The 26,684-nt window shown below is 60.7% G+C and carries 22 protein-coding genes, 4 tRNA genes and 1 pseudogene; 13 read left to right on the forward strand and 14 right to left on the reverse strand.

What is annotated here, in order from left to right; all coding sequences use genetic code 11:
- The first annotated feature begins 134 nt into the window (after positions 1 to 134).
- A pseudogene (locus ACIPL0_RS18015) lies at positions 135 to 1,827 on the forward strand (DEAD/DEAH box helicase).
- Between the two features lie 195 nt (positions 1,828 to 2,022).
- Here ACIPL0_RS18015 and ACIPL0_RS18020 read toward each other — a convergent pair.
- The gene (locus ACIPL0_RS18020; protein WP_400592025.1) at positions 2,023 to 2,790 is read right to left on the reverse strand and encodes a DODA-type extradiol aromatic ring-opening family dioxygenase; all 768 of its coding nucleotides are present in this window, start codon (positions 2,788 to 2,790) and stop codon (positions 2,023 to 2,025) included.
- 104 nt (positions 2,791 to 2,894) lie between these two features.
- Here ACIPL0_RS18020 and ACIPL0_RS18025 point away from each other — a divergent pair, with 104 nt between their 5' ends.
- Positions 2,895 to 3,551 (forward strand): thiopurine S-methyltransferase, encoded by a 657-nt coding sequence (locus ACIPL0_RS18025; protein ID WP_400592022.1) that lies wholly within the window; start codon positions 2,895 to 2,897, stop codon positions 3,549 to 3,551.
- Positions 3,552 to 3,599: 48 nt separating this feature from the next.
- On the opposite strand, the gene htpX is transcribed toward ACIPL0_RS18025, so the two are convergent.
- Together htpX and ACIPL0_RS18035 are read right to left on the reverse strand one after the other, a co-directional pair.
- Complete coding sequence (htpX, locus tag ACIPL0_RS18030; protein ID WP_400592019.1) at positions 3,600 to 4,487, reverse strand: protease HtpX; 888 nt, start codon at positions 4,485 to 4,487, stop codon at positions 3,600 to 3,602.
- A gap of 268 nt (positions 4,488 to 4,755) precedes the next feature.
- Positions 4,756 to 5,967, reverse strand: coding sequence for a pyridoxal phosphate-dependent aminotransferase (locus ACIPL0_RS18035; protein WP_400592017.1), 1,212 nt, complete (start codon positions 5,965 to 5,967; stop codon positions 4,756 to 4,758).
- Between the two features lie 195 nt (positions 5,968 to 6,162).
- On the opposite strand from ACIPL0_RS18035, the gene msrB reads away from it, so the two are divergent.
- Complete coding sequence (gene msrB / locus ACIPL0_RS18040) at positions 6,163 to 6,561, forward strand: peptide-methionine (R)-S-oxide reductase MsrB (RefSeq protein ID WP_400592014.1); 399 nt, start codon at positions 6,163 to 6,165, stop codon at positions 6,559 to 6,561.
- A gap of 107 nt (positions 6,562 to 6,668) precedes the next feature.
- Entirely contained in the window at positions 6,669 to 7,151 is a 483-nt protein-coding gene (locus ACIPL0_RS18045) for a glutathione peroxidase (protein WP_400592011.1), read from the forward strand.
- 115 nt (positions 7,152 to 7,266) lie between these two features.
- On the opposite strand, the gene ACIPL0_RS18050 is transcribed toward ACIPL0_RS18045, so the two are convergent.
- Positions 7,267 to 9,588 carry an ATP-binding protein gene (locus ACIPL0_RS18050; protein WP_400592008.1) on the reverse strand — a complete coding sequence of 774 codons (2,322 nt, stop codon included), beginning with the start codon at positions 9,586 to 9,588 and terminating at the stop codon, positions 7,267 to 7,269.
- Positions 9,589 to 9,674: 86 nt separating this feature from the next.
- Here ACIPL0_RS18050 and ACIPL0_RS18055 point away from each other — a divergent pair, with 86 nt between their 5' ends.
- Both ACIPL0_RS18055 and ACIPL0_RS18060 read left to right on the forward strand, forming a co-directional pair.
- The gene (locus ACIPL0_RS18055; RefSeq protein WP_400592006.1) at positions 9,675 to 10,568 is read left to right on the forward strand and encodes an ATP-binding protein; all 894 of its coding nucleotides are present in this window, start codon (positions 9,675 to 9,677) and stop codon (positions 10,566 to 10,568) included.
- On the forward strand, positions 10,565 to 11,047 hold the full coding sequence (locus ACIPL0_RS18060) for a GAF domain-containing protein (protein ID WP_400592003.1): 483 nt from the start codon (positions 10,565 to 10,567) through the stop codon (positions 11,045 to 11,047). The genes ACIPL0_RS18055 and ACIPL0_RS18060 overlap by 4 nt, the downstream gene beginning before the upstream one ends.
- A gap of 46 nt (positions 11,048 to 11,093) precedes the next feature.
- On the opposite strand, the gene ACIPL0_RS18065 is transcribed toward ACIPL0_RS18060, so the two are convergent.
- Positions 11,094 to 11,867, reverse strand: a complete 774-nt coding sequence (locus ACIPL0_RS18065) for a hypothetical protein (protein ID WP_400592000.1) — start codon at positions 11,865 to 11,867, stop codon at positions 11,094 to 11,096.
- A gap of 263 nt (positions 11,868 to 12,130) precedes the next feature.
- On the opposite strand from ACIPL0_RS18065, the gene ACIPL0_RS18070 reads away from it, so the two are divergent.
- From ACIPL0_RS18070 to ACIPL0_RS18085, 4 genes are all read left to right on the forward strand, one after another.
- Positions 12,131 to 12,206, forward strand: a tRNA-Glu gene (locus ACIPL0_RS18070).
- A gap of 2 nt (positions 12,207 to 12,208) precedes the next feature.
- Positions 12,209 to 12,284: transfer RNA gene (locus tag ACIPL0_RS18075), tRNA-Gly, on the forward strand.
- A gap of 101 nt (positions 12,285 to 12,385) precedes the next feature.
- Positions 12,386 to 12,461: transfer RNA gene (locus ACIPL0_RS18080), tRNA-Glu, on the forward strand.
- 4 nt (positions 12,462 to 12,465) lie between these two features.
- A tRNA-Gly gene (locus ACIPL0_RS18085) sits at positions 12,466 to 12,541 on the forward strand.
- A gap of 194 nt (positions 12,542 to 12,735) precedes the next feature.
- On the opposite strand, the gene ACIPL0_RS18090 is transcribed toward ACIPL0_RS18085, so the two are convergent.
- From ACIPL0_RS18090 to ACIPL0_RS18105, 4 genes are all read right to left on the reverse strand, one after another.
- Complete coding sequence (locus ACIPL0_RS18090; protein WP_400591997.1) at positions 12,736 to 14,097, reverse strand: LLM class flavin-dependent oxidoreductase; 1,362 nt, start codon at positions 14,095 to 14,097, stop codon at positions 12,736 to 12,738.
- 24 nt (positions 14,098 to 14,121) lie between these two features.
- Complete coding sequence (locus tag ACIPL0_RS18095; RefSeq protein WP_400591994.1) at positions 14,122 to 15,144, reverse strand: ABC transporter substrate-binding protein; 1,023 nt, start codon at positions 15,142 to 15,144, stop codon at positions 14,122 to 14,124.
- A gap of 298 nt (positions 15,145 to 15,442) precedes the next feature.
- Positions 15,443 to 17,023 (reverse strand): rhodanese-related sulfurtransferase, encoded by a 1,581-nt coding sequence (locus tag ACIPL0_RS18100; protein ID WP_400591991.1) that lies wholly within the window; start codon positions 17,021 to 17,023, stop codon positions 15,443 to 15,445.
- Positions 17,020 to 17,628, reverse strand: a complete 609-nt coding sequence (locus ACIPL0_RS18105) for a cysteine dioxygenase (RefSeq protein WP_400591989.1) — start codon at positions 17,626 to 17,628, stop codon at positions 17,020 to 17,022. The genes ACIPL0_RS18100 and ACIPL0_RS18105 overlap by 4 nt, the downstream gene beginning before the upstream one ends.
- 191 nt (positions 17,629 to 17,819) lie before the next feature.
- Between ACIPL0_RS18105 and ACIPL0_RS18110 the strand changes: the two genes are divergently transcribed.
- Positions 17,820 to 18,725, forward strand: a complete 906-nt coding sequence (locus ACIPL0_RS18110) for a LysR family transcriptional regulator (protein ID WP_400591988.1) — start codon at positions 17,820 to 17,822, stop codon at positions 18,723 to 18,725.
- Positions 18,726 to 18,851: 126 nt separating this feature from the next.
- On the opposite strand, the gene ACIPL0_RS18115 is transcribed toward ACIPL0_RS18110, so the two are convergent.
- The 4 genes from ACIPL0_RS18115 to ACIPL0_RS18130 form a co-directional block, all read right to left on the reverse strand.
- On the reverse strand, positions 18,852 to 19,262 hold the full coding sequence (locus tag ACIPL0_RS18115) for a PA2817 family protein (RefSeq protein ID WP_400591986.1): 411 nt from the start codon (positions 19,260 to 19,262) through the stop codon (positions 18,852 to 18,854).
- Positions 19,263 to 19,497: 235 nt separating this feature from the next.
- Positions 19,498 to 19,701 (reverse strand): hypothetical protein, encoded by a 204-nt coding sequence (locus ACIPL0_RS18120; protein ID WP_400591984.1) that lies wholly within the window; start codon positions 19,699 to 19,701, stop codon positions 19,498 to 19,500.
- Positions 19,702 to 19,841: 140 nt separating this feature from the next.
- Complete coding sequence (gene lpxH, locus ACIPL0_RS18125) at positions 19,842 to 20,615, reverse strand: UDP-2,3-diacylglucosamine diphosphatase (RefSeq protein WP_400591982.1); 774 nt, start codon at positions 20,613 to 20,615, stop codon at positions 19,842 to 19,844.
- Complete coding sequence (locus tag ACIPL0_RS18130; RefSeq protein ID WP_400591979.1) at positions 20,612 to 21,115, reverse strand: peptidylprolyl isomerase; 504 nt, start codon at positions 21,113 to 21,115, stop codon at positions 20,612 to 20,614. Before ACIPL0_RS18130 ends, lpxH begins: the two co-directional genes overlap by 4 nt.
- A gap of 320 nt (positions 21,116 to 21,435) precedes the next feature.
- Between ACIPL0_RS18130 and ACIPL0_RS18135 the strand changes: the two genes are divergently transcribed.
- Entirely contained in the window at positions 21,436 to 23,133 is a 1,698-nt protein-coding gene (locus tag ACIPL0_RS18135; RefSeq protein WP_400591977.1) for a glutamine--tRNA ligase/YqeY domain fusion protein, read from the forward strand.
- A gap of 25 nt (positions 23,134 to 23,158) precedes the next feature.
- Positions 23,159 to 24,541 (forward strand): cysteine--tRNA ligase, encoded by a 1,383-nt coding sequence (gene cysS, locus ACIPL0_RS18140; RefSeq protein ID WP_400591975.1) that lies wholly within the window; start codon positions 23,159 to 23,161, stop codon positions 24,539 to 24,541.
- Positions 24,542 to 24,693: 152 nt separating this feature from the next.
- Here cysS and ACIPL0_RS18145 read toward each other — a convergent pair whose 3' ends face one another.
- Positions 24,694 to 26,535 (reverse strand): sigma-54-dependent Fis family transcriptional regulator, encoded by a 1,842-nt coding sequence (locus ACIPL0_RS18145; RefSeq protein WP_400591973.1) that lies wholly within the window; start codon positions 26,533 to 26,535, stop codon positions 24,694 to 24,696.
- Positions 26,536 to 26,684 lie beyond the last annotated feature (149 nt).

The following is a 26,684-nucleotide window of genomic DNA, read 5'->3' on the forward strand; positions in this document are numbered from 1 at the left end:
AAACACAATTCCCGAACCGGTTCGTTCGCGACCCACCCCTGACGATCCATTCATCAATACGTTTTCGCAAATCCCCGCCGACAAAGCAGCCAGGGTGACCTTCGGGTCTTACACGGCACGCGCAGCTTTGCAGCATGGGTCTTTGCGGATGCACTCAGAGGCAGACCCATGACCCAGGAAATCGGCGGCTTCGCCGCTCTTGACCTTCATCCCGCTATTGTTGCAGCCGTTATCGCTACCGGCTACGAAGAGCCTTCGGCCATTCAGCAACAATCGATCCCGATTATTCTTGCCGGTCACGACATGATCGGTCAGGCGCAGACAGGTACCGGTAAAACCGCCGCCTTCGCACTGCCTATCCTGAACCGCATCGATCCGGCAAAACGCGAGCCACAGGCGCTGATTCTCGCGCCGACCCGCGAACTGGCCCTGCAAGTGGCCACCGCTTTTGAAACCTACGCCAAGCAGATGCCGGGCGTGAACGTGGTCGCGGTCTACGGCGGTGCGCCGATGGGCCCGCAGCTCAAGGCTATCCGTAACGGTGCGCAGATCGTCGTCGCCACCCCGGGCCGTCTGTGCGATCACCTGCGTCGTGACGAAAAAGTCCTGGCGACCGTGAACCACCTGGTTCTCGACGAAGCTGATGAAATGCTCAAGCTGGGCTTCATGGATGACCTGGAAGTCATCTTCAACGCCATGCCGGAAAGCCGTCAGACCGTACTGTTCTCGGCGACCCTGCCGCAGTCGATCCGTGCGATCGCCGAGCGTCACCTGAAAGACCCGAAACACGTCAAGATCCAGAGCAAGACCCAGACCGTCACCGCGATCGAGCAGGCTCACCTGCTGGTTCACGCCGACCAGAAGACCTCTGCCGTACTGAGCCTGCTGGAAGTCGAAGATTTCGACGCGCTGATCATGTTCGTACGCACCAAGCAGGCCACCCTGGACCTGGCTGGCGCACTGGAAGCCAAAGGCTACAAGGCTGCCGCGCTGAACGGCGACATCGCCCAGAACCAGCGTGAGCGCGTCATCGACTCGCTCAAGGATGGCCGTCTGGACATCGTCGTCGCGACCGACGTCGCTGCCCGTGGTCTGGACGTACCGCGCATCACTCACGTGTTCAACGTCGACATGCCGTACGACCCGGAATCCTACGTTCACCGTATCGGCCGTACTGGCCGTGCCGGTCGCGAAGGTCGTGCGCTGCTGCTGGTGACTCCACGTGAGCGCCGCATGCTGCAGGTGATCGAGCGTGTGACCGGTCAGAAAGTCGCCGAAGTGCGCCTGCCTGACTCGCAAGCCGTTCTTGATGCCCGCATCAAGAAGCTGACCAACAGCCTCGCGCCGCTGGTGGCCGATGCCGAAGCCAGCCATGGCGACCTGCTCGACCGTCTGACCGCCGACATCGGCTGCAGCCCGCGTGCCCTGGCCGCTGCGCTGCTGCGCAAGGCGACCAACGGTCAGGCGCTGAACCTGGCAGCCATCGAGAAAGAGCGCCCACTGGTACCGAACAGTGCACCACGTGAGCGCAGCTCCAGCGGTGACCGTCCAGAGCGTGAACGTCGTGCACCGATGCCGCTGGCAGAAGGTCGTGCCCGTTGCCGTACCGCGCTGGGTGCGCGTGACGGTATCGCCGCGAAGAACCTGCTGGGCGCCATCCTCAACGAAGGCGGTCTGGCTCGTGAGGCCATCGGTCGCATCCAGGTGCGTGACAGCTTCAGCCTCGTCGAGCTGCCGGAAGAAGGCCTTGAGCGTCTGCTGGCCAAGCTGAAAGACACCCGCGTTGCCGGCAAACAGCTGAAGCTGCGTCGTTATCGCGAAGACTGATTGGCGTTGAGCTGATCGTCTGAACAAAAAAATCCCCGCCTTGTGCGGGGATTTTTTTTGCCATCAGAAAAATGATGGCGGTGGAGGGGTATTCGTGGGAGCCGGCTTGCTGGCGAATGCGGTGCATCATTCAATATGGCTGCAACGGTTCTAATGCGTTCGCCAGCAAGCCGGCTCCGACAGTGATCGGGTTTTCTAGCCGAAGCGATAGATGTCCATCCCCAGCGCGCCCAGGGTGAATCCAGTGTGAGCCACGCTGAACTCGCCGCCGGCGCCACGGGCGAAATACAGCGGCAGCAGGTGTTCGTCGCTCGGATGATTGCGCACGGCGTTGGGTGCCTGGCGACGGTAGTCATGCAGCGCTTCGTCGTCGTTGGCCTGCAGCTTCTCCACCATCCAGTCACGGAAGGCCTGAGCCCAAGGCTCGATGCTTTCCGGGCCGGCATGCCAGTCCAGTTCGCGCAGGTTATGGGTGATGCTGCCGGAACCGATCAGCAGTACATCTTCCTCGCGCAGGCTTTGCAGGGCCTGACCGACGCGGGTCTGCAGGGCAGGGCCCATGCGCGACGGCAACGACACCTGAACGATCGGAATGTCGGCCTGCGGATACATCAGCGACAGCGGCACCCAGACGCCATGGTCGAACGGGCGACGGCTGTCGATGCGTGCTGGCAGGTCGGCAGCGGCCAACAGTTCCATGACCCGACGGGTCATCTCCGGCATGCCGGGCGCCGGGTATTGCACGGCGAACAGGGCAGCGGGGAAGCCACCGAAGTCGTGCCAGGTTTCCGGCTGGGGATTGCCGTTGACCAACAGCTCCTGACTTTCCCAGTGTGCCGATACAATCACCACCGCCTTGGGGCGTGGCAACTGCGCGGCCAGACGCGCCAGCGCCGGACCGCTTTCACCGGGTTCGAGGGCAAGCATCGGCGAGCCGTGAGAAATGAACAGGCTGGGGAACATGTCGGGCGTCCTGAGCGTATAAGATGAATGCATGATCAGGCAGATCATTGATCTAAATCTAATATAAGTTTTAGTGCCGTTTGATCGAAAAAACAGGAGTGTTTATGGAGCCGCAGTTTTGGCATGAACGCTGGGCCGTCAATCAGATCGGCTTTCATCAGTCGGACGTCAATCCTTATCTCAAACAGTTCTGGCCCGAGTTGAACCTCAAGGCCGGCGAGCGCGTGCTGGTGCCTTTATGTGGCAAAAGCATCGACATGACCTGGCTTGAAGAGCGGGGCTTTGCCGTGGTCGGCATCGAGCTTTCGGAAAAGGCCGTGGAGGATTACTTCAAGGAGCGCCGCGTCAAGCCGGAGGTCGAGCAGCGCGGTGCCTTCAAGGTCTATCGCCATGCCGCGTGCGAGATCTGGTGTGGCGACTTTTTTGCGCTAAAGGCCCGGGATATCGGCAATTGCTCGGCGTTGTACGACCGCGCCGCCTTGATTGCGTTACCGGCCGAGATGCGTTGGCGTTACGTCAAACAGCTCAACAGCATCCTGCCGGCGGATTGCCGGGGGTTGTTGATCACGCTGGATTACGAGCAGAGCGAAATCGACGGACCGCCGTTTGCCGTGCCGGAAGAGGAAGTGATGCAATTGCTGTCGCCGGAGTGGCGGCTGAACATGATCGCCGAGCAGGATGTGCTGGCGCAGAGTCGCAAGTTCGTCGAGGCCGGCGCTTCGCGTCTGAGCGAGCATGCCTACCGGATGTTTCGCCGATAGGGCAAAAGAAAAGGGCGACTTGCGTCGCCCTTTTGCATTGCTCTTGAATCAACCGCGACGACGCAGGGCGTCGATACGGTCTTCCAGCGCCGGGTGGCTCATGAACAGGCCAGCCAGGCCGTGCTTGAGGCCGCCGTTGATGCCGAACGCGGTCAGGCTGTCAGGCATCTGCACTGGCACGCCCTGTTCCGAACGCAGACGTTGCAGCGCGCTGATCATTGCACCGGTACCGGCCAGGCGGGCACCGGCGTCGTCGGCGCGGTATTCGCGCTTGCGCGAGAACCACATGACGATGGCGCTGGCCAAGAAGCCCAGCACGATCTCGGCGAAGATGGTCGCGATGAAGTAGGCAATGCCCTGGCCTTCTTCGTTCTTGAAGATCACCTTGTCGACGAAGTTGCCGATGATCCGCGCGAAGAACATGACGAAGGTGTTGACCACGCCCTGCACCAGCGCCAGGGTCACCATGTCGCCGTTGGCCACGTGGCCGATTTCGTGGGCCAGTACCGCTTTCACCTCATCCGGCGAAAAACGCTCCAGCAGACCCTGGCTGACCGCAACCAGAGCATCGTTCTTGTTCCAGCCGGTGGCGAAGGCGTTGGCTTCGTACGCCGGGAAAATACCCACTTCCGGCATCTTGATGCCAGCATCGCGGGACAGCTGTTCAACGGTCTGCAGCAGCCATTGTTCGTGGCGGGTGCGTGGTTGGGTGATGATCTCGGTGCCAGTGCTCATCTTCGCCATCCACTTGGAGATGAACAGCGAGAACAGCGAACCGGCGAAACCAAATACGGCGCAGAAGATCAGCAGCTGATTGAGGTTGAGATCAACCCCGTTGGCCGCCATGAACCCGTTGAAGCCAAACAGGCTCAGGGTGATGCTGGCAATCAGCACGACCGCAAGGTTAGTGGCCAAAAACAGCAAGATGCGCATCATGGTCTGGAATTTCTCCTCGTGAAGAATATGTAACGCGTTGCGGGGTATATAAGGTGATGCCGGTGGCGATTCAACCGGGCGACTATTTCAAACTGTGTCGTTTTGCGTCACCAAGGCCATTATGGACCATTGGTGAAAGGGTGGGGGTAGAGCGATTGGGCACATTTCACTGTAGGAGTGAGCTTGCTCGCGATGGCGTTTGATCCGTCACTGCCGTGGTGTCAGAAAAAACGTTATCGCGAGCAAGCTCACTCTTACAGAAGCAGCATTACTGCTTATACGTCTTCAGGAAGTTGCCGATGCGGCCGATGGCGGCTTCCAGATCGTCGACGCGCGGCAGCGTGACCACGCGGAAGTGGTCCGGCCACGGCCAGTTGAAAGCGGTGCCCTGAACGATCAGCAGTTTTTCCGACAGTAGCAGGTCCAGCGCGAACTTCTCGTCGTTGTGGATCGGGCAGACTTTCGGGTCGATGCGTGGGAACGCATACAGCGCACCCATCGGTTTCACGCAGCTGACGCCGGGAATGTCGTTGAGCAACTCCCAGGTACGGTTGCGCTGTTCCAGCAAGCGACCTGGCGGCAGGATCAGGTCATTGATGCTCTGATAGCCACCCAGTGCGGTCTGGATCGCGTGCTGGCTCGGTACGTTGGCGCACAGGCGCATGTTGGCCAGGATGTCGATGCCTTCGATGTAGCTCTGTGCGTGGTGTTTCGGTCCGGAAATGGCGATCCAGCCGGAACGGAAGCCGGCCACGCGGTAGGACTTGGACAGACCGTTGAAGGTCAGGCACAGCAGGTCCGGCGCCAGCGACGCGGTGCAGATGTGTACGGCATCGTCGTACAGAATCTTGTCGTAGATCTCGTCGGAGAACACCACCAGGTTGTGTTGGCGGGCGATTTCCAGCATGCCCAGCAGCACTTCCTTGGAGTAGACGGCGCCGGTCGGGTTGTTCGGGTTGATGATCACCATCGCCTTGGTGTTCGGCGTGATCTTGGCCTTGATGTCGTCCAGATCAGGCCACCAGTTGGCCTGCTCGTCGCACAGGTAATGCACCGGGTTGCCGCCGGACAGCGCCACGGCGGCGGTCCACAGCGGGTAGTCAGGAGCCGGCACCAGTACTTCGTCACCGTTGTTGAGCAGCGCCTGCATCGACATCACGATCAGTTCGGACACGCCGTTGCCCAGGTAGATGTCTTCGATGCCGACACCTTCGACCTGCTTCTGCTGGTAGTACTGCATGACCGCCTTGCGCGCACTGAACAGACCTTTGGAGTCGCTGTAGCCCTGTGCGGTCGGCAGATTGCGGATCACGTCCTGAAGAATTTCATCCGGCGCCTCGAAGCCAAACGGTGCCGGGTTGCCGATGTTCAGCTTGAGGATGCGATGGCCTTCCTCTTCCAGGCGTTTGGCGTGCTTGAGCACTGGCCCGCGAATGTCGTAGCAGACGTTGGCGAGCTTGTTCGATTTGCTGAACTGCATGGTGATTGATCCCGAGAATAAACGGTTCGCAGTGAATGGAAAAAATGCCGACTGCGGAGCACGACGCCATCAAAATGGGTTTGTATGCGAGAAACGCCGGTGACAGACTGGCGTCCGACGAAGGCGCATCATACGTGCCACCCGATCCGTGGAAAAGACACAGTTTCGGGCTTTTTGAGATGTGGAGGTATCCCCGTGAGCAAGCTGGAAAAAACCCTCGAAGAATGGAAGCAGATGCTCGATCCGGAGCAGTATCAGGTGTGCCGCCTGAAGGCCACCGAACGGCCGTTTACCGGCAAGTACAACATGACCAAGACCCCGGGCGTCTATCACTGCGTGTGCTGTGACGAAGCGCTGTTCGACTCGACCACCAAGTTCGATTCGGGCTGCGGCTGGCCGAGCTTCTATGCGCCGATCGAAGGCAGTGCCGTCGTGGAAGTGCGTGACACCAGTCACGGCATGATTCGCACCGAAGTGGTCTGCGCCCAGTGCGATGCTCACTTGGGCCACGTGTTCCCCGACGGCCCGCCGCCGACCGGTCTGCGGTATTGCATCAACTCGGTGTGCCTGGATCTGGTGCCCCGCGAAGCCTGATCGGGCGCTGCAAGCCCTATGGCCGGGTATCACCGTCGAGAATCAAATGGCGCGCCAATCAATGGCGCGCTAATTTGGTGGTGGGCTTTTTTATCCAGGACAGTGTCATGAGCGACTTGCTGAGCATTCCGTGCACCACGATCAAGGGCGAGCAGAAAACCCTCGCCGACTATGCCGGCAAGGCGGTGCTGGTGGTGAATACCGCGAGCAAATGCGGTTTTACCCCGCAGTACAAAGGCCTCGAAGAGCTGTGGCAGAGCTACAAGGATCGCGGCCTGGTGGTGCTGGGCTTTCCCTGCAACCAGTTCGGCAAGCAAGAGCCGGGCAACGAAGGCGCGATTTCCGAGTTCTGCGAGTTGAACTACGGCGTCAGCTTCCCGCTGTTCAAGAAGATCGACGTCAACGGCAGCCATGCCCATCCGCTGTTCGTGCAATTGAAGAAACAGGCGCCGGGCCTGCTTGGTTCCGAACGGATCAAATGGAATTTCACCAAATTCCTCGTCGGCCGCGACGGCAAGCTGGTCAAGCGTTACGCGCCGCTGACCAAGCCTGAAGAGTTGAAGGCGGATATCGAGGCGTTGCTGAAATAAGTGCCTGATGTGGATGTTGCGCAACACCACAGCTGGCAGGGCATACGAATGATCAATGTGGGAGGGAGCTCCCTCCCACAGGTCTGTGCATGAGCCATGGGGTGGCGTCGCGGACTCAGTGCTCCTGCACCACCGGTATCCACTGGTCCAGCAGGTTGACCAGTTCTTCGCGGTGAAACGGCTTGGCCAGGTAATCGCTCATGCCGGCGCTTTTGCAATGTTCGCGTTCTTCCGGCATGGCGTTGGCTGTCAGCGCAATGATCGGCAAATCCGGCCATTTTCCGCTCTGGCGGATGCGCCGTGTGGCTTCGTAGCCGTCCATCACCGGCATGTTGCAATCCATCAGCACCAGATCGAAATGGCCGCGCTCCAGCTGTTGCAGCGCTTCGCCACCATGTCCACTGACCACCACTTCGCAGCCCAGCTTGCCAAGCATGCCCTTGGCGACCAGCTGGTTCACCGGGTTGTCTTCTACCAGCAGAATCCGCGCGCGATGGGCGATCGGTTGCAGGCTTTGCAGGCGGTTGCCGCTCGGTTGTTCGTCGATGCACAGCATGCGGGTCAGGGTTTGATGCAGGGTGTTGCGTGAAAGCGGCCGCGCCTGCTGCTGCAACGGCGCCAGCGCCATGACCTGAGCAGTTGGCATGAAGTTGCCGTACGCCGTCACCAGCAGAATCGGGATCCGCGTCGCCGGGCGAATGCCGATGAGGCATTCCGGGCAGTCGGTAATCAGTAGGTCCGGCGGCTGATCCGGCTGCGGGTCGTTGGCCGAGAAGTGCCGGTGCTCGACGCCCCATTCCGGCAGCAACCGATCCAGCAATTCCACCAGGCCGCTGTTCACCGGGCTGACCACCACGACCCGGCCGCGCAACTTCGGCCAGGAGGGTGCCTGCGCGTGGGTGGGTAATGGCAGGTCGGCATAGAAACGGCTGCCGACACCTTCCCGCGATTCGATGCTCAACTGGCCGTTCATGGCCTCGCACAGGTTGTGGGTCAGGGTCAGGCCCAGCCCGGTGCCGCCGTACTGCCGCGTGATCGCCGCTTCGGCCTGGGTGAACGGCTGAAAGATCTTGGCCTGGGCGTCCTGAGCGATGCCGATGCCGGTATCGCGAACCTCGATTCGCACGTTGCCGTTGTGCATCCCCAGGCGCACATCGACGCGCCCGTTGCGGGTGAATTTCAGGGCGTTGGACAGGAGGTTGCTGACGATCTGCCGGACCCGTGTCGGATCGCCCAGTACCAGCCCCGGAAAACGCGGGTCGATCAGGCAGGTCAGTTCGACGCTGGGCGCCGCGTTCTGTGACAGCAGATTGGCGGTGTCCTCGATCAGGCTGGCGAGGTCGAACGGAATGCACTCAAGCTCCAGCTGGCCCGCATCAAACTTGGAAAGATCGAGAATATCGTTGAGCAGTTCCACCAGCACCTTGCCCGAGTCATGGGCGATGGACAGCTGCTGGCGCTGTTCGGCGCTCAGCGGACCGTCCAGCGATAACGCCAGCATGCCCAGCAGGCCGTTGAGCGGCGTGCGGATTTCATGGCTCATGTGGGCCAGGAACGCCGAGCGTGCGTGAGCCATGTCCAGCGCGGTGCTGCGGGCGATCTGCAACTCTTCGTTGGACTGGCTGAGGCGGGCGTTGCTGGCCTTCAGCTCCAGCGTGCGCGCGGAGACGATGTCCTCCAGCTCGTTGAGGTGGTCGGTCAGGCGGTTCTCGGCGTCGCGGCGTCGACCGAATTCGCTGGCCACGCTTTCCAGCTGACGGTTGGCAACCTGCACCAACACACCGATCTCATCGTTTTCGTGGCCGGCGGGGCAGTGCAGCGGCACTGATTTGGGGCTGTGCAGGTCACGGCTGGCGAGGGCACGGATGATGCCGGTCAAGGGTTTGGTCAGGGTCAGATAAAACAGCCCCATCAGGATGCAGGCCAGCACCAGGCTTCGGACGAAGCCGTTGAGCAGGGTGATTTCCGCCCGTTGCAGAAAATGGCTGCCGAAGGCGAACGTGTCGACCTCCAGGTGCAAGGTGCCGATGGCTTCTTCGGGCATGTGGTCCAGCTTCAGCAGGTCGTCGAACTGCCGACTCTGGCCGAACAGGAAGTCGCTGAGCATGCGATAGGGGCTTTCCGCCATGGGCCGCGCCACAGCGGCCAGCAACACACCGTTGTTGTCGGTCAGGCGTGCGCCGACCACGGCGGGGGAGTGCAACAGGCCGGAGGTCAGTTCCTGCGCCAGTTCGGCGTCGATGTTGTAGGCAATGCGCGAGGCGGGGTTGTGGCTGATTTGCAGCAGAGAGCGAATTTCACGATCGATGGAGGCGTCTTCGCTGGCATAATCGATAGCAATTTGTATCAGGCTGAGCAGGGTGCCCAGCACAAAACCGATCAGCACCGTCAAACGCGCCTGTTTGAACGACAACCGGTGGGTAATTGCTATATCCATGAGGGCACTGCCACTTCTGGTGTCCATTGCCGGGCAAGCATAGCCGATCGCTCACGGGCTTTAACCAGTTAAATCAAGGAGACACTGTGGATTCTCGGTTGAACGCATTTCTGGAACGCGCCGAATCGGTTCTGGCGCGCCTCGAACCTCTGCTGCCGGCCCTGCGCGAGCCGGTGGACTGGAACACCTCGCTGGCCGCGCGCTGGGTGCGCGAAGGCCGCAGCGGCTATCTGCTGCCGTTGCAGGTCACCTTGGACATGCGCCTGTCCGACCTGATCGGCGTGGACCGCCAGCGTGAGCAACTGGGTCGCAACACCCAGCAATTCATTGACGGGCTGCCGGCCAACCACGCGCTGCTGTGGGGCTCGCGCGGCACCGGCAAGTCGTCGCTGGTGCGTGCCCTGCTGGCCGAGCATGCCAAGGCCGGTCTGCGTCTGATCGAGATCGAGCGTGACCACCTGGGCGACCTGCCGCGGGTGGTCGAGCAATTGCAGAAACTGCCGCAGCGTTTCGTGCTGTTCTGCGACGACCTGTCGTTCGAGTCCGGTGAGGGCGATTACCGAGTGCTCAAAAGCGTGCTTGACGGTTCGCTGGAACAGGCGCCGGACAACGTTCTGCTGTATGCCACGTCCAACCGCCGCCATCTGGTGCCGGAAAAGGAAAGCGACAATGCCCACTGGCAGCGTGGCGATGATGGCGAGATTCACCCGAGCGAAGCGGTCGAGGACAAGATTGCCCTGTCCGACCGCTTCGGTCTGTGGCTGTCCTTCTATCCATTCACTCAGGAACACTTCCTGAACGTGGTGGAGCACTGGATCGGCGAACTGGCGGCCAAGGCCGGCCTGCAATGGCAGCGTGACGAAGAATTGGACATCCACGCGGTGCGCTGGGCCACCGGCCGCGGCAACCGCAACGGCCGCTGCGCCTATCAGTTCGCCCGTTACTGGGTTGGTTTGAAAATGCTGGAGCAACATCCATGATCGATTTGAATGCAACGGGGCAGGGCCTCGACGGTTACCGCCTGCTGGCCGCGCAACTGGAATCCCTGCTGGCGGACGAGCGCGACTTCATCGCCAACGCCGCGCAGTTTTCCGCGTTCCTCTACACCCAGCTGGATGACCTGAACTGGGCCGGCTTCTACCTCAACCGCAATGAAGAGCTGGTGCTCGGCCCGTTCCAGGGGCAGATCGCCTGCGTGCGCATCGCGTTTGGCAAAGGCGTGTGCGGTACGGCGGCGCAGACCCGGGAAACCCAGCGCGTGCTGGATGTTCACGAGTTTCCGGGGCATATCGCTTGTGACAGTGCCTCCAACAGTGAGCTGGTGGTGCCGTTGGTCAAGGAAGGGCGTTTGATTGGCGTGCTGGACCTGGACAGTCCGAGTCTGGCGCGTTTCAGTGAAGAGGATCAGGCGGGGATCGAACAGCTGGCAGCGATCTTTCTGAAACTGACCGACTGCTGATTGACTGCCTGACGCACCGGGCGATGCGTCAGGCAACGGCCCTCAATCAATCGTAGAGGGCCTTTTTCTTCCATTCCGACTCGGCTTCGTCCGCCTTCAGGCCTTCGGTCAGCTCATTGTTGTCGTCTTCGGTTGGCGCGATGGTGTCCAGCACCATGGCGTTGGCCCGGGCCAACTGACGCTCCATCGCCTGCAAATGGGTTTTCCAGGGTGCAGGTTCGGCCTGATTCTTCAGATATTGCACGCCGCGCTCGAAGGCCAGTCGCGCCTGCCCCGGCTGATCCTGGTTCAGCGCCTGCTGACCGAGGTTGTTGAAGAACTCGATGTGCAGCAGCACCAGCATGTTGCGGATCTCGCGAATCCAGTGCTTGGCTTCGGCGGTCTGCAGGAAACCGTCATGGGCGGCACGGGTCACCTGACCATGCAGCGCTTCCAGCAGAAAACGCACATCTTTCGCCTTGGCTTCGGTCTGGATCGGGCTGACCGGGTTGCTGACGGTGATGGCGTCGCCTTGGGCGATCAGCGCTTCCAGTTCGGTTTCGCGCTCCTGCAGGTTCGGGTTGTTTCTTCTTTCCAGGGCGATCAGGCGTTTGATCACGTTCAGCTCAAGACGCACCAGCAGCAGCTTGAGCGCCGGCGTGGTCATTTGCCCGGGAAAGGTTTCCGACAACTCGCCGCAGCGGCGCAGACGATCGTTGAGCTCGACCAGCGTGCGGGCACGCTCGACTTTCTTGCCTTCGGCGATGTGATTCAGATAGCCGATGGCAATGAGGAGTACGATGCCTGTTACAACCATCAGGGTGATAATGAGTGGTGTCACCGTACAAGCCTCAATCAAGTTATTTGCGCCGAGTGTAGTGGCTATGCACCACTGCGGGAAGGTTCTGCAGCCGCCTCTATATAGAGAAACGCCTGCCAACCCCTTCCTTATCGGCATTCCATTACCAAAATAGAGGGGGAAGTCATTGATTTGAATAAATTTTCACTTGGGGGTTGACGACCCCTCCAAGCATCCATAGAATGCGCGCCACTTGCAGCGTAAAGCACACAGCGAAACGCGGCAGGGAGTGAATGTTGTAGCGTGTCCCCTTCGTCTAGTGGCCTAGGACACCGCCCTTTCACGGCGGTAACAGGGGTTCGAGTCCCCTAGGGGACGCCAATGCGGGAATAGCTCAGTTGGTAGAGCACGACCTTGCCAAGGTCGGGGTCGCGAGTTCGAGTCTCGTTTCCCGCTCCAATTTTAAACAATCTGGCCGAAAGGCGAGGTTGAGTGAAACAAGGCAGTGTCTTCGGACACGGTCTTGAACTGAAACACAGTGCCAAGGTGTTTCAGGCAGTGTCCCCTTCGTCTAGTGGCCTAGGACACCGCCCTTTCACGGCGGTAACAGGGGTTCGAGTCCCCTAGGGGACGCCATATTGCGGGAATAGCTCAGTTGGTAGAGCACGACCTTGCCAAGGTCGGGGTCGCGAGTTCGAGTCTCGTTTCCCGCTCCAAATTCACAGAAACGCCGCTCATCAGAGCGGCGTTTTTGTTTGCGCGCGTTTTTTATGGCAGCAGCCCCGTGAGAGCAAATTCAATAACCTGGTGGGAACGAATTCATTCGCGATGCTGCATTTCAGGCGACTTGGGTTGCCAATCTGAAACGCCGATCGCGAATGAACTCGCTCCCACCTGATCCGCGTAGGTCTCAGGCGCGTACTGCGCGGGGTTGAACGTCGCTTTCGGCCTCATGCCGCGCAGCGGTGTAGCGGTTGACCGGAAACGCCAGTCCGAAATGCTCGCGCAAGGTGGAACCGCTGTATTCACCGCGCTGCAGGCCGCGTTGTTGCAGCAGCGGGATCACCCGTTCGGTGAAATATTGCAGGCCGTCCGGCAGCAGCGAGTTGATGATGAAGCCATCGCTGGCACCGTTTTCGAACCAGTGCTGGATCTGGTCGGCCACCTGCTCGGGCGTGCCGACGAACTCCCGACGCGGGCGAGAGAAATCCAGCGCCACCTGACGCAAGGTCAGCTTGTGCTCGCGGGCCTGTTGCTTGATCCGGTCCGAGCCACCTTTCTGGCTGTTGGCACCCAGATCGCCCAGATCCGGGAATGGCGCGTCCAGCGGATACTGGCTGAAATCATGATCATTGAATGGCCGCCCCAGCGCGACAATCGCATCCTCGATGCTGACCAGATCGACGGCCTGTTGATAACGCTGTTCCACCTCGGCGGCGTCGCGGCCGATGATCGGGCGGATGCCGGGCAGGATCGACAGATCGTCCGGGTTGCGGCCAAAGCCCTTGGCCCGGCGCTTCAGGTCTGTGTAATACGCCTTGGCTTCATCGAACGACTCAGCATGTACAAAGATGGCATCGGAATATTCGGCGGCAAAATTGCGGCCATCCTCCGATGTGCCGGCCTGGAACAGCACTGGCTGGCCCTGCTTCGAGCGGGAAATGTTCAGCGGCCCTTTGACCTGAAAGAACTCGCCACGGTGATTCAGCGTGTGCAGTTTGCTGCGGTCGAAAAACTCGCCGGTCTGCTTGTTGCGCACCAGCGCGTCGTCTTCCCAGGAATCCCACAGGCCCTTGACCGTCGAAACGTGTTCCTTGGCGATGCGATAGCGCACGGCGTGGGGTGGGTGCTCGCTCTTGCTGAAGTTGTCCGCCGTGCCGCTGAGCCAGGAGGTGACCACGTTCCAGCCGGCGCGACCGCCGCTGATATGGTCCAGCGAAGACAGCTGGCGGGCGACCTGAAACGGTTCGGTGTAGCTGACCGTCACGGTGGCCACCAGGCCGATTTTCGAGGTGGTGGCCGCCAGCGCCGACAGAATGGTCAGCGGCTCGAAGCGGTTGAGGTAATGCGGGCTGGATTTTTCGTGAATGTGCAGGCTGTCGGCGATGAACACGAAATCGAATTTCGCCTCTTCGGCGAGCCGTGCCTGGCCTTTGTACCAGTCGAAATTGGTGCTGGCGTCGGCCTGCGCCTGCGGGTGGCGCCATTCGCCCCAGCCGTGGCCGACGCCGTGGACCATGGCGCCGAACTTGAGTTGACGGGATTTGCTCATGTTGTGCTCTCCTGAGTCGTTGGCTTAGCGCGCTGCTTGTGGGTCGGTCGGCTGGTGGGTGTGAAGCGCGGTCTGTTCGGCGGCCAGACGAACGGCGTTGAAGCCGGAGTCAAAGCCCTGGGAAACGTCGACACGCTTGTTGAGGATGCCTTCGTGCAAATAGATGTCAGCGGTGTTCTGCAGGCCCTTGATCACGCTGTCGTCGATATCGACCCGTTCCAGTGTGGTGTCCTGGTTGATGGCGACGTGGACCTCAAGCGGCAGGCCGGTGACTTTGGTCTGCGCTGCGGCATATTCCTTCGGATGGGTGTTCGCCCAGCGATAGGCGCGGTCCAGGCGCACCACAAAGTCATCCAGCTGCGGGCGTTTCTCGGCGATGGCCTTGCTGGTGGCGGCCAGGTAGGAGTGGTTGGTCAACAGGTCCGGGCCGTTGGGCAGAATCCGTGCACCGTTCTGGGTGGCGACGGTGGTGTACGGCGCCCAGGTGGCCCATGCGTCGGCCTCGCCGTTGTCGAGGATCAAACGCGATTCGCTGGGCAGCAGGAACACGAAGTTGACGTCGCTGGTTTTCAGGCCGGCTTCGTTCAGGGCGCGGATCGCCAGGTAATGACCGATGGAGCCGCGCCCGGTGACGATGCGCTTGCCCTTGAGGTCGGCCACCGTTTTGACCGGCGAATCGTCACGCACGATCAGCGCGGTGGTGTAACGGCCGTTGACGTGGGTGATGCTGATCACCTTCAACGACGCGCCGGCGCCCAGCGCAAAGACATAAGGTGCGTCGCCCAGTGCGCCGACATCCACTGCGCCAGCATTCAGCGCTTCGCCCAGCGGCGAGGCGGAGGGAAATTCGGAGAACTTGATCTCGTACGGCACGTTTTTCAGTTCGCCAGACGCTTCCAGCAGCACCTTGAGCGCCGATTTCTGGTTCGCCACCAGCAGCGGTTGCAGGGCTTCAGCGGCTTGGCAGTGGGTGACAAACGACAAGGACAGCAGTGCGCCAAACAGCAGTGTGCGGGTGCGTGCCAAAGGGGCACGAGGGGAGGTCATATAGCGGGTCTCCGGGCTGTAAGTGGGGTCGTAACCTCCGCCTGGAGAAGGGGTCGGTCATTTTTTATGACCTTATTCTTATAAATGGCGTATGAAAAATATCGTTTGGCTATATGTTAATTATGTATTTATTTGATTTGGTAAAGATTAATTATAAATATATTTAATTTTATGGGCGCATTCTCATTCCCTTCACCGATCGTAGGAGAGAGCTTGCCCGCGATCCCGTTGTGCCAGGCAACCATTGTGCGCCTGGCTAGACGTATTCGCGGGCAAGCGCGCTCCTACCGATCAATGATCAGATGACATGAAACCCGTGGGTGCCATCGCGCCCCAACTGTTCCACCAGCCCGAATTCCCAGTCCAGATACGCCTGCATCGCTTCGCGCGGCGCATCGGTACCTTCATAAGGGCGGCGATAACGGTCGATGCGCGGGGAGGCGAGATGGCTTTCGCCGCTTTCCAGCGGTAATCCGGCGGCGATCCAGCTGGCGGTGCCGTCGCGCAGCAAAAACACCGGTTTGCCGGTCAGTGCTTCCACTTCCGGTACCGCCAGGCGCGCCAGCTTGCTGCTGCCACACGTCAGTACATAACGTTCGGCGTCGGGGATCTTGCGCAATGCGTTGGACAGATCGGCGCGTAAGGTCCACCAGGCGCCGGGAATGTGCTGTTTCACATGGTTGGCGCTGGCGGTGAAGTCCAGCACGGCGACGCCGCCGTGTTGCTGCCACTGGTTCAGGGTTTCGGCACTGATTTCTTCGACCTGCCAAGGCGTCGGGATCGGCGCGTTCCAAGGGCCTTTTTCGCTGAAATCCTGAATCTTGAGGCTATCGACCACGAATACCTCCCAGCCCAGTTGCGCCAGCCATGAGGCGGACATGTTGGCGCGCACGCCATCGTCATCGACCAGCGCGATTCGTGCGCCACGCACGCTGGCGTAGTGGTCGGTTTCCTGCACCAACTGGCCGCCGGGCGTGGAGCGTGCGCCGGGCAGGTGGCCGGCTTCAAATTCTTCCGGCGTACGCACATCGAACAGGTAGGTGGTGCGGGTCGCCTCGGCTTGCCAGATCGATAGATCACTGCGGTTGCCGCGCTTCACGCCAGCGGTGTCCGCGACCTTGCGGGCGTCGGCGCCGGCGGTTTCCAGAGTGGCTGCGCTGACCGCAGGAAAGCGTCGCGACTGGCCGTGGTCCAGCGTCTGGCCTGCCAGCAACCAGCCGATGGTGCCGTTGCGCAGGGCGGAAACCGGGTTGGGCAAGCCAGCGTTGACCAGCGATTGCGTGCCGATGATGCTGCGGGTGCGACCGGCGCAGTTGACGATGATTCGCGTGTTCGGATCGGGGGCCAGTTCGCGGGCGCGCAGCACCAGTTCGGCGCCGGGCACGCTGACTCCGGTGGGAATGCTCATGGTCTGGTATTCGTCGAAACGGCGGGCGTCGAGCACCACCACGTCAGCCTTCGAATCCAGTAACTGTTTGACGTCTTCTGCGCTCAACGATGGCGTATGACGATGGTGCTCCACCCATTCGCCGAAAGCCTTGCTCGGGACGTTGACGTCGATGAACAGTTCGCCACCGGCATCGCGCCAGCCTTGCAGGCCACCTTCCAGCAGCCTGACATCGGTGTAGCCCAAGGCCGTCAGGCGTTTGAAGGCTCGGGGCGCAAGGCCTTCACCATTGTCGTACAGGGTGACCGCCGTATCGCGGCGGGGGATACGTGAAAACACCTCCAGCTCCAGTTTCGACAGCGGAATGTTGGCGGCAAACAGCGGGTGAGCCTCGGCGAACGGTGCCTCTTCACGGACGTCGACCAAGGCGACTTCCTCCTGTGCCAGCAGGGCCTGACGGATATCGGCGAACGAGCGTGTGGGTAGAGTCATTGGCTTGGATTCTCTTTGGACAGGTCCCAGATATTCGGGAGATAGGCGTTCGAATAGCCGGAAATGAACAGTTTTTCGCTGCCATCGGCTTGATAGACGGCACGCTTCACGGCGCCGATATTGGCGCCGTAGACATGAATGCTGATCGACACCTGGTCGGTGAAGGCGTTGCTGACCTGGTGGATATCGTTGCTGCGCGGCGACAGTGCTTCGACATGGCCGGGCTCCAGGCGGATCGCCGGGCCCTCCTGCTCCAGCCGCCCATCGGCGCTGCGGGCGAAGCCCTGGGAGTACTCGGCGCCGCGCAGCATGCCGATCAGGCCCCAGACCCGGTGGTCGTGTATCGGCGTGCTCTGGCCCGGCCCCCAGACGAAACTCACCACGGAAAAACGCTGGCGTGAATCGGCATGCAGGAGAAACTGTTGATAGCGGGTCGGGTCGGGAATGGCGTATTCGTCGGGCAGCCAATCGTCATGGCTGACCAGTTGGCCGAGCAACTTGCCGCCGCGATGCAGCAGGTCGCCTTCGCGGGGATTGCTGTCGATGAGTTCGGCCAGTGCGCCAATGAAGGCCCTCAGCCGTTCAGGGTGTCGAGGAGAGGTCATGTCGATTCCGCAGCAATGTGGTTAGTCAATATAAGCATAATGCTGCGGATTAATATGCTATTTATTGATGATTAGAATATAACGAAATCGCATTTACGCAGGTTGCGACGGGGTCGACGGGCTATCCATGGGCAGTGATTGGAATTATGCTTTTTGCCTATCTTTTCTGCCTTTTTCCATGTGTTGTCCGAATGAAAATTGATGATATCGATGCCTTCGTCGCAGTGATTCGCTGTCAGTCGATCAGCCACGCTGCCGAGTCGCTGCAACTGACCCAGCCGGCCATCACCCGGCGGGTACAGAATTTTGAGCAGGCGCTGGGCGTGGAACTGTTCGACCGCAACACCAAACCGCTCAAGCCGACGGCCATGGGCATGCAGGTGTATCAGAAGTGTCTGGCGATCCTGCGGGAAATGGATTCATTGCGTGAGTTGGTGGCCACTGACACGCCGCCTAGCGGCTTGCTGCGCCTGGGCGTGCCGCAGACCATTGGTGACGTGGTCTTGCTCGACGCACTGAAACACCTGCGCGGGCAGTTCCCGGATCTGCGCGCTCAGGTGGTGACGGGGTGGGGCAGCCATTTGATCGGCAAGATCGAAAACGGCGAGCTGGACGCTGCCGCCGCGTTGTTTCCGGCGGGCAAGATTTTCCCGGACGGGATCATCGGCGAATCCATGGGCAAGATGGAACTGGTGGTGGTTTGCGCGAAAGACAGCCTGCCGAAAAAGCCGGTCAAGCTGGCCGAGTGCTACGAGCGCGGCTGGGTGCTCAATCCGGATGGCTGTGGGTTCCGTGGCGGGTTGCAGCGCACCCTGGCCGATCAGGGCCTGAGCCTGAAGGTCAATCTGGAAACGTTTGGCACCGAACTGCAACTGGGGTTGGTGGCCGACGGCATGGGGCTTGGGCTGGTGCCACGTCCGTTGCTGGAGCGCAGCAGCCATCGCGAGGCGCTGGCGGTGATGCCGGTCAAGGACTTCCGTCCGGTGATGGACCTGTGGCTGATCTATCCGCGCTTTCTCGGCAACCTGCAGGCGCCGGTGGCGTCGTTCGGCAATCTGGTGGCCGAGTCATTGCGGCAGGCGCAGGATGCGGCTTGAGGAGTAGGGGGGATATGTGGGAGCGAATTCATTCGCGATGCAAGCGCAGGGCAACACATTGATGTCGCCTGGTAAGGCTTCTCGCGAATGAATTCGCTCCCACAGGTTTTGTAGCGTACCTGGCTGTCAGTGCTTCGGCGTGTCGTCCGACATCGCCAGCAGTTGCTTCTCTTGATCCCAATCGAACGGCTCGTCGTTCTGCTCGGCTTCGTAACGGCGCTCTTCCAGCGCGGTGTACAGGTCGATTTCATCGTCGGGCATGAAGTGCAGGCAGTCACCGCCAAAGAACCAGAGCAGGTCGCGTGGCACCAGGTGCGCGATCTGCGGGTAACGCTGGATCACCTGGCAGAGCACGTCCTGGCCCAGGTACTGGCTTTCGATCGGCTCCTGCGGCAGCAGGGTGATCAGCTCGTCATAACGTTCCAGAAACAGCGCATGGCTTTCTTCAGGGACCTGCTCGGCTTCGCCCAGCGCGACCAGAATGCCGCGCAGGTGCGTCAGCAGGTTGAGAGTGCGGTCGATAGTGGCGTTGGCCATGGTGAAGTCCTCAGAGGCAAAAACAGGCGCGGGAGTATAGATGCCCGATCCATCTGCCGATAGCCCGATGAGGACTGGCGGTCTGTCTCCCGTGCCTGTCGCGTATCCAGCGATGGGCTTTTGTGGGAGGGAGCCCTGCTCGCGAAAGCAGTGTGTCAGTCAACGCAGCATTGTCTGGATTGGCGCCTTCGCGAACAGGGCTCCCTCCCACGGGATTTGCGTTATCCGAAAGCGATCAGCGCCACAGCCCGGCCAGATAACGATGGCCGGCTTCGGTCAGGGCCAGGTGGCAAAAGGAATGATCGGGACTCGGCTGGCGGGTGACGAAGCCGATGAGCAGCAGGGTTTGCAGGGTACGGTTCGGTGTGCCGCTGTAAAGATCCTCCCCCGAGGCGATGTCAGCGAGCAGGCAGCGATGCGATGTGCGTTGATCGATCATGAGGCTTCCCCTTGGTGTTTTCTTGTTGTTACCGGGGAGTGTAGGACAAGTTTCGGCAAGGTACAGACCAGAAAGGCTCAGGCTAGAGCGGCAGGTGACCTGAAACGCGGGAACTGCGCGGGCGCAAACCCGCAGCAGAATTACAGAGACTGACTCGGTTGCGTCGGTGCCGGCAGGCCTTGCGGCTGGTCCGGAACGAAGCCAAACGAGGTCAGCTGAAAACCCTGTTCATCGACCTGCAGGGCCCAGCCTTCGCGGTCCCAGTCACCCAGCACGATCCGCTGCCCGGCGTCATCGCCCAGCTGCAATTTGTGAATGGCTGGCCGGTGCGTGTGGCCGTGGATCAGCGTCTTGACGCCGTATTCGGACATCACCCGCGGGACTTCTTCGGGGGTGACATCGACGATGTCGTTGGCCTTCATCCGCGTCTGCGCGCGGCTTTCGCTACGCAGCTTGCGCGCCAGCTTGTGGCGGGTGCTCAGCGGCAGATGACGGAGGATCCACAATGTCAGCGGGTGACGCAGGTAACGGCGCAGGCGCATGTAAGCTTCGTCGCGGGTACACAGGCTGTCGCCGTGCATCAGCAAGACCGGCTCGTCGTTGAAACGCACCACGCTCGGGTCGCTCAGCAGGGTGCAGCCGGCGGCCTTGCAGAACGCCTTGCCGATCAGGAAATCGCGGTTGCCGTGCATCAGGAATATCTGCGTGCCGCTGTCGCTCAAGGCGCGCAGGGCTTCGCAGATCGAGCGCTGGAACGGCGACATGGCGTCATCGCCGATCCAGGCTTCGAAAAAATCCCCGAGGATATACAGCGACTCGGCGCCACGGGCGCGGTCGCTCAGCAGATCCAGAAACGCCCGGGTAATGTCCGGGCGTCCTTCTTCCAGATGCAGATCGGAGATCAGCAGTATCACTCAACGATCTCGGCTTTCTCGATGATCACGTCTTCTTGTGGCACGTCCTGGTGGCCGGCCTTGGAAGTGGTGGCGACGCCTTTGATCTTGTCGACCACGTCCGAACCTTCGACCACTTCACCGAACACCGCGTAGCCCCAGCCCTGAACGGTCTTGCCGCTGTGGTTGAGGAAGCTGTTGTCGGTAACGTTGATGAAGAACTGCGCGGAGGCCGAATGCGGCTCCATGGTGCGAGCCATGGCGATCGAGTACTTCTTGTTCGGCAGACCGTTGTCGGCTTCGTTCTGGATGCTTGGGCGCTTGTCTTTCTTCTCTTTCATGCCCGGCTCGAAACCGCCGCCCTGGATCATGAAGTTGCCGATGACGCGGTGGAAAATGGTGTTGCTGTAGTGGCCGGCCTTCACGTATTCGATGAAGTTGGCGACTGTGATCGGCGCTTTTTCGGCATCCAGTTGCAGGACGATGTCGCCGTGGTTGGTGCTCAGTTTTACTTTGGACATGTTCAAGGTCGCTCTTCGTCATTCGTGGTTGGATGTGCCGGGCAGCGCACGCCGCCTTTATAGAGGCGGCGTCCCGCCGACAGTTTCACCCGGGCGCGCAGTTTACAGAGGCTGACCGCCGAACGGGTAGCTTGCGATGCACTTGCGATGTCGCTGCGATAGGTACATGACCCGATATCAAGGGTTCCTGAAGCCTGCGACACGGCATCCCGGCAGTTTTGTCACGGCATGCTGTCAGGGGCTTGACAGGTTCGGCTATGATAGGCGCTTTGATTTATTCGGCCTACCCTGGCCGCGACTGTCAGGTTTTCAAGGATCCTATGAGCAAGCCCACTCAAGACGCTGCTGCCAACACCAAGGCAGGCCCTGCAATTCCCACCAACTTCCTGCGCCCGATCGTGCAGGCGGACCTGGATTCGGGCAAGCACACCCAGATCGTGACCCGCTTCCCGCCGGAGCCCAACGGCTACCTGCACATCGGTCACGCCAAGTCGATCTGCGTCAACTTTGGTCTGGCTCAGGAATTCGGCGGCGTCACGCACCTGCGTTTCGACGACACCAACCCGGCCAAGGAAGACCAGGAATACATCGACGCCATCGAGCGCGACGTCAAGTGGCTGGGCTTCGAGTGGGCCGGCGAAGTGCGCTATGCCTCGCAGTATTTCGATCAGTTGTACGACTGGGCGGTCGATCTGATCAAGGCCGGCAAGGCCTACGTCGACGACCTGACCCCGGAACAGGCCCGCGAATACCGTGGCACCCTGACCGAGCCGGGCAAGAACAGCCCGTTCCGCGAGCGCAGCGTCGAGGAAAACCTGGACCTGTTCGGCCGCATGAAGGCCGGTGAGTTCGAAGACGGCGCTCGCGTGCTGCGCGCCAAGATCGACATGGCCTCGCCGAACATGAACCTGCGTGACCCGATCCTGTACCGCATCCGTCACGCTCACCACCACCAGACCGGTGACAAGTGGTGCATCTACCCGATCTATGACTTCACCCACGGTCAGTCGGATGCCATCGAAGGCATCACCCACTCGATCTGCACCCTGGAATTCGAAAGCCATCGTCCGCTGTACGACTGGTTCCTCGACAACCTGCCGGTGCCGTGCAAGCCGCGCCAGTACGAATTCTCGCGTCTGAACCTGAACTACACCATCACCAGCAAGCGCAAGCTCAAGCAACTGGTGGACGAGAAGCACGTCAACGGCTGGGACGACCCGCGCATGTCGACCCTGTCGGGCTTCCGTCGTCGTGGCTACACCCCGGCATCGATCCGCAATTTCTGCGAAATGATCGGCACCAACCGTTCCGATGGCGTGGTCGATTTCGGCATGCTCGAATTCAGCATCCGTCAGGACCTGGACGCCAACGCCCCGCGCGCCATGTGCGTGCTGCGTCCGCTCAAGGTGGTCATCACCAACTACCCGGAAGACAAGGTCGATCACCTCGAACTGCCGCGTCATCCACAGAAAGAAGAGCTGGGCGTGCGCAAGCTGCCGTTCTCCCGCGAAATCTACATCGACCGCGATGACTTCATGGAAGAGCCGCCGAAGGGCTACAAGCGTCTGGAGCCGAACGGCGAAGTGCGCCTGCGCGGCAGCTACGTGATCCGCGCCGACGAAGCGATCAAGGACGCCGACGGCAACATCGTCGAGCTGCGTTGCTCCTACGACCCGGACACCCTGGGCAAGAACCCGGAAGGCCGCAAGGTCAAAGGCGTGATCCACTGGGTGCCGGCGGCTGAAAGCATCGAATGCGAAGTGCGTCTGTACGACCGTCTGTTCCTGTCGGCGAACCCGGAAAAGGCCGAAGAGGGCAAGTCGTTCCTGGACAACATCAACCCGGAATCGCTGCAAGTGCTGACCGGTTGTCGGGCCGAACCGTCGTTGGGCGAAGCTCAGCCGGAAGACCGTTTCCAGTTCGAACGCGAAGGTTATTTCTGCGCGGACCTGAAGGACTCGAAACCGGGCAAGCCGGTATTCAACCGCACCGTGACGCTGCGGGATTCCTGGACTTGATGCAGTACCGATAAAGAGGCCGAACGTGCTTTCGATCTACAACACGCTCACCAAGAGCAAAGAAGTCTTCAAGCCGCTGGATGGCAACAAGGTGCGCATGTACGTCTGCGGCATGACCGTGTACGACTACTGCCACCTGGGCCATGGCCGCAGCATGGTGGCGTTCGACCTGGTGACCCGCTGGCTGCGTTTCAGCGGGTACGACCTGACTTACGTGCGCAACATCACCGACATCGACGACAAGATCATCAACCGCGCCCGTGACAACGGCGAGCCGTTCGATGCCCTGACCGCACGCATGATCGATGCCATGCACGAGGACGAAGCGCGCCTGAACATCCTCAAGCCGGACCTGGAGCCGCGTGCCACCGATTACATCGGCGGCATGCACGACATGATCCAGCGCCTGATCGACAAGGGTTATGCCTACGCCCCGGGCAATGGCGACGTGTATTACCGCGTCGGCAAATTCCTCGGCTACGGCAAGCTGTCGCGCAAGAAGATCGAAGACCTGCGCATCGGTGCGCGGATCGAGGTCGATGAAGCCAAGGACGATCCGCTGGACTTCGTGCTGTGGAAAGGCGTCAAGCCGGGTGAGCCAAGCTGGGAATCGCCATGGGGGCCGGGCCGTCCGGGCTGGCACATCGAGTGCTCGGTGATGTCCACCTGTTGCCTGGGCGAGACCTTCGATATTCATGGCGGCGGCAGCGACCTGGAGTTCCCGCACCACGAAAACGAGATCGCCCAGAGCGAAGCGGCCACCGGCAAGACCTACGCCAACGCCTGGATGCACTGCGGCATGATCCGCATCAATGGCGAGAAGATGTCCAAGTCCTTGAACAACTTCTTCACCATTCGCGACGTGCTGGATAAATACCATCCGGAAGTGGTGCGTTACCTGCTGGTGTCGAGCCATTACCGCAGCGCGATCAACTATTCCGAAGACAGCCTGAAGGAGTCCAAGGGCGCGCTGGAGCGTTTCTACCACGCGCTCAAGGGCCTGCCGCAGGTCGATCCGGTTGGTGGCGAAGCATTCGTCGAGCGTTTCACCGCGGCCATGGACGACGATTTCGGTACGCCGGAAGCCTGCGCCGTGCTGTTCGAGATGGTTCGCGAGATCAACCGTCTGCGTGACAGCGATGTCGCGGCGGCGGCCGGTCTGGCGGCGCGTTTGAAGCAACTGGCCAGCGTGCTGGGTGTGTTGCAGCTTGAGGCGGACGACTTCCTGCGTGCAGGTGCTGAAGGCCGTGTCGATGCTGCCGAAGTGGAAGCGCTGATTGCTGCGCGTCTGCAGGCGCGTGCCGACAAGAACTGGGCCGAATCCGACCGCATCCGCGACCAGCTCACCGCCATGGGCGTGGTGCTGGAAGACGGCAAGGGCGGAACGACCTGGCGTCTGGCGGATTGATTCATAGCGCTTGGTTCTAATTGTAGGAGTGAGCTTGCTCGCGATCTGCCGGGAACGGCAGTCAGTCTGATCAGTACGGTATGCCAGGCATGCCGCCATGAATGGACTGCGAGCGGTTCCCGCTCGATCGCGAGCAAGCTCACTCCTACAAATCAATCTGACCCTTGTTCCCGCAACCGCTTGTACAACGTATTGCGACTCACCCCCAGCCGCTTGGCCAACTGCGAAATATTCCCCCCGGCCGCCTGCAGCAACTCGTTCAATTCCTCCGGCGTATCCAGCACGGCGCGGCGATCAAACACCGTTTCCGGCTCGCTGCTGTCGTTTTCCATCTCCAGATCGGCGAAGAAGTCTTCGGGCAGGTGCTCCGCGGCAATCGGCTGATCGTCGGCCAGCGCCAGTGCTACCTGAATCACGTTGCTCAACTGACGCAGGTTGCCCGGCCATGGATGACGCTCGAACAGCGCCATCACCTGCGGCTCGAAACCGGCAGTCTGTTGCGGTTCGCGGTGTTGTTCCCAGATCGCCCGTACCAGCTCGGCCTTGTCGCTGCGCTCGCGCAACGGTGGCAGTTCCAGATTCAGGCCGTTGATCCGGTAGTAGAGGTCTTGGCGGAAACGCCCGCTCTGCACTTGCTCGCGCAGCGGGCAGTGGGTGGCGGAAATGATCCGGATATCCACCGCAAATTGCTCGCTGCTGCCCAGAGGCTGCACGCTGCGTTCCTGCAACACCCGCAACAGCCGGGCCTGGACGGGCAGGGGCATGTCACCGATTTCGTCGAGGAACAGCGTGCCTTTGTCGGCCTTGCGGATCAGGCCGATGCTGCCTTTATGGTGAGCGCCGGTGAAGGCGCCTTTTTCGTAGCCGAACAGCTCCGCCTCCACCAGTTCCGACGGAATAGCCGCGCAGTTCACCGCGATCAACGGCTGATCGGCGCGGGAGCTGGCCTGATGAAGGTGCTTCACGAATACCTCTTTGCCGGCACCGGTTTCACCGAGAATCAGCAGCGGTACGTTTTTCTCCAGCAGGCGCAAGGCCTGGCGCGATGCCTTGGCGACGCGCTCGTCGCAGGGCGCGACATCGGCGGGTTTGGCCAGTGTGATCGGGGCCCTGAATTTCAGCACCGAGGCTTTCGGCCGTTTCAGCAGGCAATGAAAGCGGTTGTGCCCGGCGGCCTGCAGCGGGAAAGGCTGGCCTTCGGCCTGATCGAGCAGATGCGTCAGTAACTGCGCGCGCGGCGCCTTGAACAGGTCTTCGATATTGGCCTGCAACAGGCTGACACCCAGCAGAGTGTCGGCGCGGCGGTTGGCGCAAAGGATCCGTCCGCTCTCGTCGAAGATCAGCAGCCCGGCCCACTGGCTGTCGAGGTTGTTCAGGCCGGTGTTGAAGGTCAGTTGAAAGTGGCTGTGCTGGAACTGGTCGAGGATCAGCCGGTTCTCGATGGTCTGGCTCATCATCTTCACCATCCCCAGGGTGTGGGACGGCGGCAGGAAGCTGTCGCTGGACACATCGAGCACCGCGATCATCCGCCGCGAGGCGTCGAAGATCGGCGCGGCAGAGCCGGTCATGAAGCGATTGGCCTTGAGAAAGTGTTCATCGTGTTCAATGTGAACAGCCTGTTCACAGGCCAGCGCGGTGCCGATGGCGTTGGTGCCGACACCCTGTTCGAGCCAGCTGGCGCCGGCGACGAAGCCCATTTGCTGATCCGGCTCGACGAAGCGTTTGGTGCCCCAGGAGTTGAGCACCTGGCCTTGATGATCGGCCAGCAGGATCAGGCAGTTGGAGTTGCTCAGGATGTTTTCGTAGAACGGCAGCACTTGCTGATGGGTGGTCTGCACCAGGCCGTGATGGCGTTCCAACAGTTGCGAGACCTGTTGTTGTGCCAGACGTCCGAAGGCCGGACGGGATTGGTGATCGAGGCCGAATTCACGGCAGCGGGCCCAGGAGTCGCGAATGATGGCGTCGTGAGCAGTGGAAGCACTGGGTATGGCCATGGGGTGAGTCCGTACGGGTACTTTTATTGTTTTTGAGGGACAGCTCAGGCCGAGCATCCATGCTCGAAGCGTTCACCCATTGTTGTTCAGTAGTGTTCAAAGTCAACGTTCAATTTGTTCAGGTGTTCAGCATTCTCTGTTCATTTATG

The sequence above is a fragment of the Pseudomonas sp. NPDC090208 genome, from assembly GCF_044746785.1.
Lineage (GTDB): Bacteria > Pseudomonadota > Gammaproteobacteria > Pseudomonadales > Pseudomonadaceae > Aquipseudomonas.

Excerpts from the sequence above, each read along its gene's own strand:
- ACIPL0_RS18130 (WP_400591979.1), bottom strand. The coding sequence starts at position 21,115 with ATGTCCAAAGTAAAACTGAGCACCAACCACGGCGACATCGTCCTGCAA.
- ACIPL0_RS18020 (WP_400592025.1), bottom strand. The coding sequence starts at position 2,790 with ATGTTCCCCAGCCTGTTCATTTCTCACGGCTCGCCGATGCTTGCCCTC.
- ACIPL0_RS18045 (WP_400592011.1), top strand. The coding sequence starts at position 6,669 with ATGAGCGACTTGCTGAGCATTCCGTGCACCACGATCAAGGGCGAGCAG.
- ACIPL0_RS18120 (WP_400591984.1), bottom strand. The coding sequence starts at position 19,701 with ATGATCGATCAACGCACATCGCATCGCTGCCTGCTCGCTGACATCGCC.
- ACIPL0_RS18115 (WP_400591986.1), bottom strand. The coding sequence starts at position 19,262 with ATGGCCAACGCCACTATCGACCGCACTCTCAACCTGCTGACGCACCTG.
- ACIPL0_RS18110 (WP_400591988.1), top strand. The coding sequence starts at position 17,820 with ATGAAAATTGATGATATCGATGCCTTCGTCGCAGTGATTCGCTGTCAG.
- ACIPL0_RS18050 (WP_400592008.1), bottom strand. The coding sequence starts at position 9,588 with ATGGATATAGCAATTACCCACCGGTTGTCGTTCAAACAGGCGCGTTTG.
- ACIPL0_RS18095 (WP_400591994.1), bottom strand. The coding sequence starts at position 15,144 with ATGACCTCCCCTCGTGCCCCTTTGGCACGCACCCGCACACTGCTGTTT.
- ACIPL0_RS18090 (WP_400591997.1), bottom strand. The coding sequence starts at position 14,097 with ATGAGCAAATCCCGTCAACTCAAGTTCGGCGCCATGGTCCACGGCGTC.
- ACIPL0_RS18145 (WP_400591973.1), bottom strand. The coding sequence starts at position 26,535 with ATGGCCATACCCAGTGCTTCCACTGCTCACGACGCCATCATTCGCGAC.
- ACIPL0_RS18025 (WP_400592022.1), top strand. The coding sequence starts at position 2,895 with ATGGAGCCGCAGTTTTGGCATGAACGCTGGGCCGTCAATCAGATCGGC.
- ACIPL0_RS18060 (WP_400592003.1), top strand. The coding sequence starts at position 10,565 with ATGATCGATTTGAATGCAACGGGGCAGGGCCTCGACGGTTACCGCCTG.
- ACIPL0_RS18135 (WP_400591977.1), top strand. The coding sequence starts at position 21,436 with ATGAGCAAGCCCACTCAAGACGCTGCTGCCAACACCAAGGCAGGCCCT.
- ACIPL0_RS18100 (WP_400591991.1), bottom strand. The coding sequence starts at position 17,023 with ATGACTCTACCCACACGCTCGTTCGCCGATATCCGTCAGGCCCTGCTG.
- ACIPL0_RS18105 (WP_400591989.1), bottom strand. The coding sequence starts at position 17,628 with ATGACCTCTCCTCGACACCCTGAACGGCTGAGGGCCTTCATTGGCGCA.
- htpX (WP_400592019.1), bottom strand. The coding sequence starts at position 4,487 with ATGATGCGCATCTTGCTGTTTTTGGCCACTAACCTTGCGGTCGTGCTG.
- ACIPL0_RS18035 (WP_400592017.1), bottom strand. The coding sequence starts at position 5,967 with ATGCAGTTCAGCAAATCGAACAAGCTCGCCAACGTCTGCTACGACATT.